The sequence below is a fragment of the Vreelandella sp. F11 genome, assembly GCF_042466685.1.
Classification (GTDB): Bacteria; Pseudomonadota; Gammaproteobacteria; order Pseudomonadales; family Halomonadaceae; genus Vreelandella.
Window position 1 is genome coordinate 2292466 of record NZ_CP170448.1, and the last position, 13899, is coordinate 2306364.

Sequence of the window (13899 nt, forward strand, 5' to 3'; positions counted from 1 at the left end):
ATGGACTTACTTGGTTCTGGCTTTAAAGCCATGAATGATAAATTTAATCAGCAGGGTCATGACGTAGGTTGCCCAGCCTGCAGAAGCCAAGATATTGAACAGTAGCATTTTAGGCGGAAGCCATGCGCTACCCAGTAACGCTTCAATCATTATGTGGAAAAACATCGCCAGTAGCAGCGGTAGCGCCAGGGTGTGAATCCACATGTCGGTTCGCCGTTTGCGAATATGGTAGCGTCCCAGCAAATAACGTAGCGGCCGATGTGCCCAGCAGAAAACCACCAGGGCGCCAATCACCAATAGGCTAGCGAGAGTGGGTTCCGTGCTGCCGATATGAACGGAGAGTGAAATTGACCAGGCGAGACTTAGCCACATCAACCCTTCCAGGCTGGCAATAATATCCGCATAGCGGCGCACGTTCTGCATAAACAACCGAATCCTTAGCGTCAAAAACCAACTGTTATAAAAGCGTGTAAAATTAACCGTTCGAGCCGAATCTTAAAATAGCCGTGTCTTAAAAAGCTGCGCCATGATACGACACTTGGACGAGGGTGTGGGCGTCTGAGTAGCGGATTTATCCCATCGCGCAATTGCGTATACTGTACACGCTGCATTATATCTGCCTTTACACCACTACAGGACTTGCCGTGGACACCGTAACACTGACTCGCCCCGACGATTGGCACCTTCACTTGCGCGACGATGAAGCGCTTAAAGCGGTAGTTGGCCATACTGCTGCGCAAATGGGGCGGGCGATTATTATGCCTAATCTCACCCCGCCGGTGACCACGACTGCCAAGGCGCTTGAATACCGCCAGCGTATTCTCGATGCCTTGCCTGCGGGGAGTACCTTCGAACCCTTAATGGTGCTCTACCTCACCGATACAACCCCGCCGGAAGAGATCGAGCGTGCGGCGCAAAGTGGCATTGTTAAAGCGGTGAAGCTCTACCCTGCGGGTGCCACCACGAACTCCGATTCAGGGGTGACTGATTTGGCCCGCTGCGACGCAACGATTGAGATGATGGCCAAGTTGGGCATGCCACTTCTGGTGCACGGTGAAGTCACCCATGCAGAGATCGATATTTTTGATCGCGAAGCGGTATTCATTGAAACAGTGATGAAGCCACTGATGGAGCGCCACCCAACGCTGAAAGTAGTGTGTGAGCATATTACTACCCAGCAGGCTGCTGAGTTTGTTGCTCAGGCACCGGACAGTGTGGCGGCCACCATTACCGCTCATCATCTGCTGTTTAACCGTAATAAAATGCTGGTGGGCGGCATTCGTCCTCACTACTACTGCCTGCCGATCCTGAAGCGTGAACAGCATCGCCAGGCGCTGCTGAAAGCAGCTACCAGCGGCAGCCATAAGTTCTTTTTGGGTACCGATAGTGCACCGCACTCCCAGGGGGCTAAAGAGTCAAGCTGCGGCTGTGCCGGTGCCTATACTGCACCTGCGGCCATTGAGCTATACGCCACTGCCTTCGATGAAATGAATGCCTTGGACAAGTTGGAAGCCTTTGCGAGCCTTAATGGACCGCGTTTTTACGGGCTAACACCTAACCTGGACACCATTACGCTTGAACGGCGGAGTTGGACGCTGCCGGAAAGTTATCCTTACGCCCAAGGGGAGCAAATCATTCCCCTGCTGGCGGGGGAGACGCTGAGCTGGGCGATTAAGTCTTAGCGGGTAGCGAATGCCGCCGACGGCTTTAACGTCGGCGGCATCGAGCACCTAGTAAGCCCGTTATACGCTGCCAAGTTGCTTAAGCATTTGATCAACCATGCGCGATGAGTGGTCGGCGGCTACTTCCAGAAACTCATCGAAGGAGAGATGGTTGTCGCCGCTGCCGGGAATATCAGAGAGCGCGCGGATCACCACAAAAGGGCACTGGTAGAGGTGGCACGTTTGGGCAATGGCGGCGCCCTCCATCTCTACCGCCAGCATGTTGGGGAACTGGGCGCGGGTTGCGTCTACTCGGGCAGGATCGGACATAAAGGCGTCACCGGTGGCGATCAAGCCTTCGCGCACCTTGACTTCGCCTAACGAGGCGATGGCGTTACGTGCCACCTCTCGCAGCCCTGTGTCGGCTAAATAAGCAGCGGGCATCCCCGGTACCTGGCCTATCTCGTAGCCGAACACCACGGCGTCAACGTCGTGGTGACGAACTTCGTCTGAAATGATGACATCGCCAATGGCTAAATCGGTGGCAAAGCCTCCGGCGGAACCGGTGTTGATAATGGCATCGGGTTGATGACGCTCTAATATAATAGCCGTGCCTACCGCGGCGTTAACCTTGCCAATCCCCGACAGCAGTACGATGACCTCAAGGCCGTAACGCGTGCCGGTATGGAATACAAACCCTGCGTGCTCATATCGCTGGGGGTTATCCAACTGGCCCACCAACGTGCTTACTTCCTGCGCCATTGCGCCAATAATACCAATACGCTTCACTGCGCCATGCTCCTATACAAAAAGGGTGATGTTTAACTCAGGCATGATCGGTTGCTAAGTCGTGCTGCTCGGCGGCTTCCAGTGTGTTTTCCAGCAGCGTAGCGACAGTCATTGGCCCAACGCCTCCGGGGACGGGGGTGATAAAGCTGGCGCGTTCGGCGGCAGCAGCAAAATCAAGGTCGCCTTTTAGCGTGCCGTCCTCCTGGCGGTTGATACCTACGTCGATCACGATAGCGCCGGGCTTAATCCACTCGCCGTTGACAACACCCTGCTTGCCGACAGCCACGACTAAAATGTCGGCGCGGCTCACGTGCTCTTTGAGGTTCTGCGTAAAGCGATGACAAACGGTGGTAGTACAACCCGCTAGCATGAGTTCTAGCGCCATCGGGCGGCCAACGATGTTGGAAGCGCCCACCACGGTGGCGTCCAAGCCGCGTAACTCAATATCACTCTGTGCTAGTAACGTCATTATCCCTTTCGGCGTGCAGGGGCGCAGGGCGGGCATACGCTGGGCTAAGCGGCCAATGTTGTAGGGATGGAAACCATCGATATCTTTGTCCGGAAGAATACGCTCTAAAATGGGCCCGGCATCAAGATGCTTGGGCAGGGGCAGTTGAACCAAGATGCCATCCACGGCAGGATCGTTGTTAAGCTGGTCAACCAGGGCTTCCAGCTCATGCTGTGAGGTTGTAGCGGGCAGGGCATGTCTAAAGGAGATAATGCCTGCTTGTTCGCAGGCGCGGTGTTTATTACTGACATACACATGAGAGGCGGGATCGTCCCCGACCACAACCACGGCTAGTCCTGGTGCCCGCCCGCCAGCTTGACGGCGTGCAGCGATCTTTTCGGCAACCTGTTGGCGGACAGTAGCAGCGATGGCTTTGCCATCGATTAGTTGGGCGGTCATGTAATGGAATCCCTGTGGATGTTAAAAATGGCCTAGACAGTAAAACGCTCACGCGACAGCGCTTTAAAGACGGCAATTTTCGCATGTCGGGGCATCCAGGCAAAGCGCCTTCACTAACAATCACTTTAATGGTTGACTTTAAAATTAAAAATAGTAATATATGCCTCGCTTGAGACGGGCAGCACGGTAGCGTCTAAGGTGATGAAAATCGGGATGTAGCGCAGTCTGGTAGCGCGCCTGCTTTGGGAGCAGGATGTCGGGGGTTCGAATCCCTCCATCCCGACCATTCACTTAGCAAGAAAGGTAGTAGTTTGCTTTTCCAAGCTGCAGTTGTGGTCTAGTGCTCATCAGTATTCGTTTGTTATGAATACTCTATGTGCGCCCATAGCTCAACCGGATAGAGCAACGGCCTTCTAAGCCGTAGGTTGCGGGTTCGATTCCTGCTGGGCGTGCCACCTCAATCAGTGGTAACAACCTGTCAGAATCCTATCTTCAAGCACTTGCTATTTGTTTTACGTAAGATTGTCTTTGGTGGGTGTAGCTCAGGGGTAGAGCCCCGGATTGTGACTCCGGTGGTCGTGGGTTCAAATCCCATCATCCACCCCAGTGACAATATTTGCGTTTCCAGTTTTTAGGTTGTGGTGGGTGTAGCTCAGTGGTAGAGCCCCGGATTGTGACTCCGGTGGTCGTGGGTTCAAGTCCCATCATCCACCCCATTACCCCCGCATATTGCATTTCCTTCCTGTTCTAGTTGCTACTTTTTTAGTTACTTCTCTGTCGATAAAAATGCTGCCCTTAGTCGGGTTTTTTGCGTTTTGAGCATTTAGCATTTCCATGGCTGGCTAGCGTGGCATCACCTTAATGCGATGGCCTGGCATATGAGTGAGCGGTTCAGGCCTGCCAAGTAAATAACCTTGTGCGTAGTCAATGCCCATGTGCCGCAACGTATCCAGCGTTGTCTGGTGTTCCACAAATTCAGCAATGGTGGCAATACCAAGCGCCTTGCCGACAGCATGAATGGCCTCGACCATCGCTCGGTCAATCGGATCCTGATCCACATTGCGGATAAAGTGTCCGTCAATTTTTAAATAATCGACCGGTAACTGCTTCAAGTAGCTAAAAGAGGAGAGTCCGGTGCCGAAGTCATCCAGTGCAAAGAGGCAGCCGTACTCTTTGAGGGTGACAATTAATTCGCCAACTCTAGAAAGTTGGGCAATGGCGGTGCTTTCAGTAATTTCAAAACAGAGCGTGCCGTGGGGTAGGCCTGCCATGGCGACTTGAGCAATAAGATCCTGGCAGAAGTCAGCATCAGATAGCGACTCTCCAGATAGATTGATTCCCCACAAACTGTGCGACGGTAGAGTCGCGTGGCGGTTTTGATCCCCTAGCCAGGCTAGAGTATTACGAATAACCCAGCGGTCTATACGTACCATGAAGTGATAACGCTCGGCGGCGGGGAGAAAGCTGCCAGGCGCGATGATCTCGGTCTGCTCTTCAAGTCGGAGCAGAATTTCTCGGTAGCCAGGGCCGTCGGCACAAACGGGGACAATGGGTTGAGCGTAAAGGCGGAAGGTATCGTTATCCAAGCCGTTTTGCAGGCGTTGTACCCACTGAAGTTCACCATGTTTCTCCAGTAATGAGTGGTCGTCAGGCTGATAACAGTGGATACGATTGCGGCCGGCCTCTTTGGCGGCGTAGCAGGCCGCGTCAGAGGCGTGGAGTGCCTGGCTCAACTGCATGGGCTGAGCAGTGTTCAGTTCAACCAAGCCAATGCTCACGCCGATACCAAAGGTGTGCCCCTGCCAGGCAAAACGGTACTGTTCGATATCACAACGTAGCGCTTCCGCAATGGACAAAGCTCGCTCTATACCGCAATCGGGTAGCAACAAAGCGAATTCATCGCCACCCAGGCGGGCGGCAATATCGCTACTGCGCACATGATCTTTGAGCTTTAACGCCACTTGGCGCAGCAGCTCATCTCCCGCTAGATGACCGCAGGTATCATTGACGATTTTGAACTGATCGAGATCCAGGTAGCACAGCACATGGTAACCCTCGTCGCGATTGAGTAGCGCAGTCAGTGCTGATTCGAAGGCGCGGCGATTGAGCAGATCGGTCAGGTTGTCGTGGCTGACCTGATAGCTGAGCTGTTCGGTGAGTTGGCGGGTGAGGCTTACATCCTGAAAAACAACCACTGCGCCTAAGGTAATGCCGCTACGCGAACGTATTGGCGAAGCGCTGTGCTGAATGGGGGTATGGGTGTGATCACGGTTCACCAGCAGGCAGTGTTCGGTGGAGTGCACTGGGGTTAGCTGAGTTAGCACTTGTCGGGCTGGGTTGCTGAGCGGCTCTTTACTAGCTTCCTCGAGTAGTTGATACACCAGGGAAATAGGTTTATCCAGGGCCTCCTCAAGTGTCCATCCGGTTAGGCGTTTGGCTTCCGCATTGATAAAGGTGACGTTGCCACTGGCGTCACAGGTAATAACACCATCACCGATGGATGCCAGGGTAGTGCGGGCAAGGTCGTGTTCGCGGTTTAACTGCTCCTGGAGCTGTTTGCGTTCGGTAATGTCTCTTACCATTCCAGAGCGCTCTGACACGGAACCGCTAGCCCCTTCGCTGACTTGTATCTCCAGGTAGCGCACCTGCATGTCTGCGTTGCGTCGCTTAATTTCATGACGTGCGCCAGGCGTTAAGGAGCGGGCGGGTAGTAGCGTTGAGACAGGTTGACCAATAAGCTGTGCGGCGTTGACTTCGAAGAGCTGCTCCGCCCCGGGATTCAGGCTTGTTAAAGTGCCGTCTGCCTGCCAGGTGATGACGCCATCGCGAAGGTTGCGCAGCATCACGCGGGTATGCCCCACGGCGCGCTCCAGAGCGGCGGTGACACGATTATAGCTTGCGGCTATTTCGCCCACTTCGGTAAACGGATCGGCCTCGATCCGCTGGCGCATATCGCCCTGACGTTCATGTTGGCGCATATGCTCAAGTAGTTGGTTTAGCTCGTTGTTGGCGCCATGTTCAGCGAGGTTGAGGCCCATCTTTTCTGCCTCAGGTGAGACGCGTATAGGCAGGAAGCGCCGGGTAACGCGGAACAGCAGCCAGGCGCTGCCAAAGCTCCAAATGCCACACACCACAACGCCGATCAACTGTACGCCAAACTGAGCCGACCGGGATAAGCCGCTCTCCAGTAGCGAGAGGTCGGCCACCCAGGGCAGAGCGAGCGTACCCCAAATGCCTGCGACAAGGTGCGAAGGAATGGCGCTGACCGCATCATCGATATGCTTACTTAGCAGCCATTCGCTGGTCAGCACCATCAGTACGCCACCAACCGCGCCTAGCCCAAATGCCGCCGATAAAGAGATCACATGAGCGCTGGCAGTGACAGCAACCAAGCCCGCAATGGCGCCATTAATCGCATACATTACGTCGGCGTAGCGTCGCGTTCTTAGTCCCATTAGCATGCCCGAAAGAATGCCTCCAACGGCGCCCAACACAGTATTGGCTATTATGCCGGGTATTTGCTCGGTAACCGCCAGGGTGCTGCCGCCGTTAAAACCAAACCAGCCTAAAATCATAAACAGCGCGCCGAGCATAGCGAGAGGCAGGTTGCCAGAGGGAAAAGCGGTGGGTGGTTTGCCGTGGGTGAAGCGCCCAGTACGTGGGCCAATACAGAGTACGGCAGCCAGCGCCACCCAGCCACCCACGCTATGCACGACCGTCGAGCCTGCAAAGTCGATAAACCCGAGCGAGCCAAGCCAGCCCTTTGCACCGCCTAACAGCCCGCCCCACGCCCAGTGGCCAAAAATCGGGTAGATGAGTAAGGCTATCCAGAGGGCTGTCCAGGTGTAGACTATAAAAGGCATACGTTCCGCCACCGCACCGGACACAATGGTCGCAGAGGTGGCGCAGAACATGGCTTGGAAAATAAAAACGGTAATCACCCAGCTGCTGGACGCTTCCAACTGCCAGCCAAACAGTGTCGAACCGACTAAGCTCTGGTAAGAGTCGCCAAACATGATGCCAAAACCGATGAACCAGAAAACACTGACGGCAATGGCAAAGTCCGCTACGTTTTTCATAGCGACGTTGATGGCGTTTTTGGTACGCGTCGTGCCTGCTTCCAGGCAGAGAAAGCCAGCTTGCATCACAAATACCAAAGCAGCGGCCCACAGTACCCAAAGTGTGTCGAGCAGCGAGCTATGCAAATCTAGCGTGGCAGGCATGATGTTTTCCTTAGCAACTTTTGGTGCAGGTGCGCTTCTTTTTGGTGCTTTATGGGTTTTGCGCGGTAGGAGAAGAAACCGTTACAGCGGCGCTAGCTGAATGCCATTAAGGTTTCCTAATAGAAACTAAGCAATTGTTATGCCGCTAATAGTGAAGTCATCGTTTTTAACGCTTATAACAGTATTAATTGCTGTTTATTGCTATAAAAATAGCGTTTACGACTATATAAATGCGAATGAATTGGTGATATTTTTCAAATAGTTATCGAGCTTCAATTGTGGTTCTAAATCCGTGAAAGGGAGTGCATCAAAATGGCGCGTCAAACGGTAGTTTTGGGAGCAGGCATGGTGGGTGTCAGCATTGCCTGGCATCTGCGCCAGCGGGGGCATGAGGTCACCCTGGTGGATCGCCTTCAGCCTGGCCGTGAAACCTCGTTTGGCAATGCGGGTATTATTCAACGTGAAGCGGTTAGGCCTTACCCCTTTCCCCGCGACGTGAAGACGCTACTCAGCGTTTTACCTAACCGCCGGGTGGATATTCGCTATCGTCCGGCGGGCATGGTTAACGCCGCCTCACCGCTATTGCGCTACTGGATGAACTCAGCGCCAAAGGCTTACCAAAAAATTGTGCCGGAATACGCTTCGCTTATTCAGCTTTCGCTGAAAACTCACGGCCCGATGATTGATGCCGCGGGCGCGGATCATTTGGTGCGCCGCCAGGGGTGGCTTGAGCTTTACCGCACTCCGGAAAAACTGGCCGCGCGGGTTAAAGAAGCCGAAGAGGCGCGGCGCCTTTATGGCGTAGAGTTTGCGCAGCTGGATAGGGCTGCGCTTGAGGAGAAAGAGCCTTCGTTGAGTGACACCATTATCGGTGCGATTCACTGGCTTGACCCCTGGACGGTTGCTGACCCAGGTGGGTTGGTCGCGGCTTATGCCCAAGCGTTTAGTAAAGACGGCGGGCGTATTTTGCAGTCGGATATCAAGTCGGTTCAACAAGTGGGTGACCGCTGGCAGGTGAATACCGCTGCTGAAGTGCTAGAAGTAGATAACGTCGTTGTGGCGCTAGGGCCCTGGGCGGGAAGCTGGCTTAAAGAATTAGGCTATCACTTTCCTACCTTTGTAAAACGTGGCTACCACATGCACTACGCACCTCAAGTGCCCGCCAAACTAAATTTCTGGGTCATGGATGCAGAGGTCGGCTATTTATTAGCGCCGATGAACGCGGGTATTCGCCTGACCACTGGCGCGGAGTTGGACCGCCTGGATGCACCCGCTGATGTCAATCAGTTAGGCGCTGCCGAGAAAGTCGCGCGCGGCGTGTTCCCGCTTGGCGAACGCCGCGATGAAGCGCCTTGGAAAGGCGCAAGACCCTGTTTGCCGGATATGAAGCCCGTGATTGGGCCTGCACCCAGGCATCCCGGGCTCTGGCTCGCCTTTGGTCATGGTCATCAGGGGTTTACTTTAGGGCCTGCAACCGGTCATCTGCTGGCGGAAATGATGGAAGGGCAGCCTACCACCATTGATATGGCTCCATTTCGCGCGGGCAGGTTCTAGCTAGCGCTATATTCATTAATGCTCAGCTGAAATAAGCCGATAGTAGTAGATGCTGGTAAGTAATAGGGAACGATATCTTTGCGCGTGATCTAATGCTTTGCTAGTTTAAAAGTACATTTGCACACCATGAGGTGGAACTATGGATGTAGGCATCAGCAGTTCTGTTAGCGCGTCGCTTTATATGAACCAGGCGCAAACTCCTGAGCAGGCACAAATGCAGGTGTTTAAAGATGCGCTAGATACTCAGGCGCAGCAAGTGACCGAAATCATGGCTTCAGCGGACACTGGCGCGGAACCGGATTTGGCCAAAGAGGGTAATGTAGGTACGCAGGTTAATACCTACGCCTAGAGCCCAGTACCCATAATGGTTGACTGGCAACGGTCATGACCGTTAGTACGATAAAACGCTGACTTGCTCAGCGTTTTTTTTGGTCTTTTACAAGGGCGTTACGTTTGCTGCCACCCGCGACAACAGCTGCCTCCAGGCGTTACAATTGCGCCAATGAACATTGCTCACTGCGCGGTGGCTAATTAGCGAAAGCTGCTGATTGAGTGCTGCGCTGAGACCCTATAGTTGAAGAGGCACAATGAAAGAGACACAGCTAGCCCATGAAGCAGGGCTTAGGCGCACCTTTGCGATTATTTCGCACCCCGACGCCGGTAAAACGACCATTACCGAAAAGATGCTGCTATTTGGCAATGCTATCCAGTTAGCCGGCTCGGTGAAGAGCAAGCGTAACGATCGCCACGCAACGTCGGACTGGATGAAAATGGAGCAGGAGCGGGGGATCTCGGTAACGACCTCGGTGATGCAGTTCCCTTACGCGGGGCGTATCGTTAACCTGCTGGACACGCCCGGTCACGAAGACTTCTCTGAAGATACCTACCGTACGCTTACGGCGGTTGACTCAGCCTTGATGGTCATCGACGGCGCCAAAGGTGTTGAGGATCGCACAATTAAGTTGATGGAAGTGTGTCGTCTGCGCACCACGCCGATTCTCACCTTTATCAACAAAATGGATCGCGATATCCGCGACCCCATTGAGGTGATGGATGAAGTCGAGACCGTCTTAAACATTCAATGTGCGCCGATGACCTGGCCGATCGGTATGGGTCGCCACTTCAAAGGTGTTTACCACCTCTATAACGACGTGATTCATCTGTATACCCAGGGACAGGGTAGCCGCATTCCTGAGGACAAGCACATAGAGGGCTTACACAGTCCCGAAGTGGATGCTGTGCTTGGAGAAGAGCAGGCCGAAGAGCTGCGCATGGAAGTCGAACTGGTGCGCGGCGCCTCCCATGAGTTTGATCTGGATGCTTACCGGAGGGGGGAGCTTTCACCGGTCTATTTCGGTACCGCTATGGGCAACTTTGGTGTGCGTGAAATGCTTGACGGTTTTGTCGAGTACGCGCCTCCGCCCCAGGCCCACGAAACCGATACACGGGTAGTCACATCTGATGATGAGCGCTTCACCGGCTTCGTGTTTAAAATCCAGGCCAATATGGATCCCAATCACCGCGACCGCATCGCTTTTTTGCGCGTCTGTTCGGGTAAGTACGAAAAGAACATGAAGATGCGCCATGTGCGTATCGGCAAGGACGTTAAGATTGCCGATGCCTTGACCTTTATGGCCTCCGACCGCTCCCAGGTAGAAGAGGCCTGGCCCGGCGATATTATTGGTCTTCACAATCACGGCACGATTCAGATCGGCGATACCTTTACCGTGGGCGAAGATATGCGCTTTACCGGTATACCGCACTTTGCGCCTGAACTCTTTAAGCGCGTGCGACTGAAAGACCCGCTGAAGATGAAGGCGCTACAAAAGGGCTTGCAGCAGCTTTCCGAAGAAGGCGCTACCCAGGTCTTTATGCCCATGGACAACAACGACCTGATTCTTGGCGCCGTCGGTACGCTGCAGTTCGATGTGGTCGCCCACCGCTTGAAAGAGGAGTACAAGGTCGACTGCTTGTACGAAGGGGTCAATGTACAGACCGCGCGCTGGGTCTACTGCGAAGATGCCAAAAAGCTCGAAGAGTTTAAGCGTAAAGCCAGCGCTAACCTGGCGATCGATGGTGGTGGTTATCTCACCTATATCGCGCCTACCCGGGTTAACTTGCAGATGACCCAGGAGCGCTGGCCGGATATTCGCTTCCAGCCGACCCGCGAGCACTAACATGTAAAGGTAGTCCCATGCTGGTTGATGCCCACTGTCATCTCGATTTTACCCAGTTTGATCAGGATCGAGCGGAGGTATTTGAGAGTGCCAAGGCAGTGGGTGTGGCGCACTTTGTGGTGCCAGGCACTACCCGTACCCGCTGGCAGCAGGTGCTAGCGCTTGGCGCACGAGCGGATACCTCGGTATGCTTAGGCTTACACCCTTACTTTGTCGATGAGCATCAAGCTGCGGATATTAACGCGCTTGATTCTCTGCTCGGCGAGCATCCTGAGGTGGTTGCCGTGGGTGAGTGCGGTATTGATGGCCGTTTTACTGACACCCTTGAAGCGCAGTGGTACTGCTTTGATGCCCAGCTAAGATTGGCCAAACAGCATGCACTCCCAGTGGTGGTGCACTGCGTCCACGCCAATGACAAGGTTGCTAAGCGCCTTCGCCAGCTTGCGCTTCCCAAAGCGGGGTTGATTCACGCCTTCTCAGGCTCCATTGAGCAAGCGAACAAGTTTCTCGACCTGGGGTTTAAGCTGGGGTTGGGTGGCGCTGTCACCTACGAGCGCGCCAAGCGCTTACGGCGAACCGTTAAGGCACTACCTGATAATGCTTTTGTGCTGGAAACCGACAGCCCCGATATGCCGCTAAGTGGCTATCAGGGCATGCGTAATGAGCCATGTCGAGTGGCAGAGGTATGCAGCGTTGTTGCCGCACTGCGCGGGCAAACAGCGGAGCAGGTCGCGGCTCTGAGCAGTGATACCGCCGCGACACTGTTTCGCTTGTCTTTGACCTAGAAATAACCTAGAAACGCAAAGCCTAGAGAAAGCTTAGCCGTTAAGGCTAACCGCCAGCTGTTCCGGGTCAACGCGCTCAATCGCATAGGGTAATGGGAGAAGGGATGCTGGCGCCCCATCCAAATAGAGCGGCATGGTTTCTTCGGCGACTTTGGTGCTCATGACTGCCAGTAATTCGACGCCGCCTTGATGATCAGGCGCGCTGACCACCACTTCGCCGACCGCTTTATCGTCACCATTGACCACGCTAGCGCCAACCTCAGGCAGCGTTGTAGTCTCTATACTGATACGCATTAAGCGCTTTTTCACCTGGCCTCGGAAGTGCGCTCGAGCGACGACTTCCTGGCCGGTGTAACAGCCCTTTTTAAAGCTAATGCCGCCCAGCGCTTCCCAGTTCAGCATTTGGGGCAGGAAGTGATCCTGCTGGGTATCGGTTAGCCACGCCAAACCGCTACGAATATCCTCAAGCTGCCAAGCATTACGGCCCGCCTGGTCATCCTGAAGCGACGGTAAATCGACCTTGCTATCGTTATCGAAACACAATAGCCAGCGCGGTGTCTCACCAGGGTAGCGGATTACGCAGACTTGGTCGTTGTTGGTGTGGGTGCCCACTCGATCAGGTAGCTCCAGACCCAGCTGCTCCGCAAGCGCTGGGGCCTCATCGCTGGCACCAATGAATACTAGGTCGCGTTGAGTGGTTAGTTCAGCGCGGTAAAAGGCGGCGAATTTTTTAAGATGACTCGCTAGGCTATCTAACAAGGTGTTACTGATCAGTAGCCGATAGTGCTCTTCACCCAAGCGCATTAGCTGGGCGTTGGCCAGCATGCGGCCCTTAGGCGTACAGAAGCAGGTGAGCGGCGCAAAGTGCTCGTCGGCCAGGCTGACCTGGGCGCTGGTCTGGCCCTGAAGGAACTTTTCTGCATCCGCCCCCTTCACATCCAGCGCGGCCAAGTGGTTAAGGCGGACGCTGCCAAGGGCCGGGGTGCTAGCGGTAACGGTCGCCATAAAAACTCCTGCAAAAGTGGGAAAGCGTTCGATAGTGATGCATTTAGTGCGAAAAAGTAAAAGTCTCTTTAGTGCTATTAGGTGCGGGCAGCCGACACTAATTGCAAGGCACCATTAGCATGCTAGACTCTTTCTCTTTGTATCAGTTTTGCACAGGGCAACAGGTAGGGAAACGCTATGGCACAGCAGTCGTTGACATTCCAGGGTGTTAAATCGGTCGACCAGGTGAACAAAATCACCACGGCGCTCATGATGCTTGATGGCGTTGATAGTGCCGAAGTGGGGCGCCATGGTGCCGATGTGGACGGTCGGGCAAAGCGCGAGACGCTGATTAATGCCATTGAAAAACTTAAGCTAGGCGTAAAGGTATCCTAATGCACCCTCCCATTACCGTGATTAGCGAACGTAACCATGTCTTTAGGCAGCGAGTTGAAGTCAATGGTTTGGAAGATCTCTATGCCGATGTGCCACCAATAGTAGGTGGCGAGGGCAGTGCACCTGATCCCCACGACTATTTCGATATTGCTCTGGGTACCTGCAAAGCGATTACCGTGCAGATGTACGCCAAGCGCAAAGAGTGGCCGCTTGAGGGCATTACCGTCACCGTACAGCGTGACGATAGCCAGGAAAAAAAGGGCATCTACAAGCTAGACGTGGCATTAACGCTGCACGGGATTGAAGACCCGGAGCAGCGCGCCCGGCTGGAAAATATTAGCCACCGCTGCCCCATTCAGCGGTTGATGACCCAGTCTACGGTCGAGATCGCTACGCGGTTAGTTTAAATTCGCTTTTTTAGGA

At 54.1% G+C, this 13899-nt stretch carries 12 protein-coding genes and 4 tRNA genes; 11 read left to right on the plus strand and 5 right to left on the minus strand.

What is annotated here, in order from left to right; all coding sequences use genetic code 11:
• Positions 1–6: 6 nt before the first annotated feature.
• Entirely contained in the window at positions 7–423 is a 417-nt protein-coding gene (locus ACFIOZ_RS10400; protein ID WP_386083775.1) for a hypothetical protein, read from the minus strand.
• A 221-nt stretch (positions 424–644) separates the two neighbouring features.
• Between ACFIOZ_RS10400 and pyrC the strand changes: the two genes are divergently transcribed.
• Positions 645–1682: a dihydroorotase gene (gene pyrC / locus ACFIOZ_RS10405; protein WP_386083777.1), complete on the plus strand. Its 1038-nt coding sequence runs from the start codon at positions 645–647 to the stop codon at positions 1680–1682.
• 60 nt (positions 1683–1742) lie between these two features.
• On the opposite strand, the gene mtnN is transcribed toward pyrC, so the two are convergent.
• Entirely contained in the window at positions 1743–2450 is a 708-nt protein-coding gene (gene mtnN, locus ACFIOZ_RS10410; protein WP_386083779.1) for a 5'-methylthioadenosine/S-adenosylhomocysteine nucleosidase, read from the minus strand.
• Positions 2451–2487: 37 nt separating this feature from the next.
• The gene (gene folD / locus ACFIOZ_RS10415; RefSeq protein ID WP_386083780.1) at positions 2488–3357 is read right to left on the minus strand and encodes a bifunctional methylenetetrahydrofolate dehydrogenase/methenyltetrahydrofolate cyclohydrolase FolD; all 870 of its coding nucleotides are present in this window, start codon (positions 3355–3357) and stop codon (positions 2488–2490) included.
• A 209-nt stretch (positions 3358–3566) separates the two neighbouring features.
• Between folD and ACFIOZ_RS10420 the strand changes: the two genes are divergently transcribed.
• The 4 genes from ACFIOZ_RS10420 (at position 3567) to ACFIOZ_RS10435 (ending at position 4073) form a co-directional block, all read left to right on the plus strand.
• Positions 3567–3643, plus strand: a tRNA-Pro gene (locus ACFIOZ_RS10420).
• Between the two features lie 92 nt (positions 3644–3735).
• A tRNA-Arg gene (locus tag ACFIOZ_RS10425) sits at positions 3736–3812 on the plus strand.
• Positions 3813–3888: 76 nt separating this feature from the next.
• Positions 3889–3963, plus strand: a tRNA-His gene (locus ACFIOZ_RS10430).
• Between the two features lie 35 nt (positions 3964–3998).
• Positions 3999–4073, plus strand: a tRNA-His gene (locus ACFIOZ_RS10435).
• A gap of 126 nt (positions 4074–4199) precedes the next feature.
• Here the strand turns inward: ACFIOZ_RS10435 and amt are convergent.
• On the minus strand, positions 4200–7580 hold the full coding sequence (gene amt, locus ACFIOZ_RS10440; protein WP_386083782.1) for an ammonium transporter: 3381 nt from the start codon (positions 7578–7580) through the stop codon (positions 4200–4202).
• Between the two features lie 312 nt (positions 7581–7892).
• On the opposite strand from amt, the gene ACFIOZ_RS10445 reads away from it, so the two are divergent.
• The 4 genes from ACFIOZ_RS10445 to ACFIOZ_RS10460 all read left to right on the plus strand — a co-directional run bounded on the left by ACFIOZ_RS10445 (position 7893) and on the right by ACFIOZ_RS10460 (position 12096).
• Positions 7893–9134 (plus strand): NAD(P)/FAD-dependent oxidoreductase, encoded by a 1242-nt coding sequence (locus ACFIOZ_RS10445; protein ID WP_386083784.1) that lies wholly within the window; start codon positions 7893–7895, stop codon positions 9132–9134.
• Positions 9135–9273: 139 nt separating this feature from the next.
• A complete protein-coding gene (locus tag ACFIOZ_RS10450; protein ID WP_211594299.1) occupies positions 9274–9483 on the plus strand; it encodes a putative motility protein in 210 nt (69 codons plus the stop codon).
• A 238-nt stretch (positions 9484–9721) separates the two neighbouring features.
• A complete protein-coding gene (locus ACFIOZ_RS10455; RefSeq protein ID WP_386083786.1) occupies positions 9722–11311 on the plus strand; it encodes a peptide chain release factor 3 in 1590 nt (529 codons plus the stop codon).
• Positions 11312–11328: 17 nt separating this feature from the next.
• A complete protein-coding gene (locus tag ACFIOZ_RS10460) occupies positions 11329–12096 on the plus strand; it encodes a TatD family hydrolase (RefSeq protein ID WP_386083788.1) in 768 nt (255 codons plus the stop codon).
• A 33-nt stretch (positions 12097–12129) separates the two neighbouring features.
• Here the strand turns inward: ACFIOZ_RS10460 and ACFIOZ_RS10465 are convergent, their stop codons facing one another.
• Complete coding sequence (locus ACFIOZ_RS10465) at positions 12130–13101, minus strand: YgfZ/GcvT domain-containing protein (RefSeq protein ID WP_386083790.1); 972 nt, start codon at positions 13099–13101, stop codon at positions 12130–12132.
• 177 nt (positions 13102–13278) lie between these two features.
• On the opposite strand from ACFIOZ_RS10465, the gene ACFIOZ_RS10470 reads away from it, so the two are divergent.
• The gene (locus tag ACFIOZ_RS10470) at positions 13279–13476 is read left to right on the plus strand and encodes a hypothetical protein (RefSeq protein ID WP_007114205.1); all 198 of its coding nucleotides are present in this window, start codon (positions 13279–13281) and stop codon (positions 13474–13476) included.
• Positions 13476–13883: an OsmC family protein gene (locus ACFIOZ_RS10475; protein WP_386083794.1), complete on the plus strand. Its 408-nt coding sequence runs from the start codon at positions 13476–13478 to the stop codon at positions 13881–13883. Before ACFIOZ_RS10470 ends, ACFIOZ_RS10475 begins: the two co-directional genes overlap by 1 nt.
• The last annotated feature ends 16 nt before the right edge of the window (positions 13884–13899 follow it).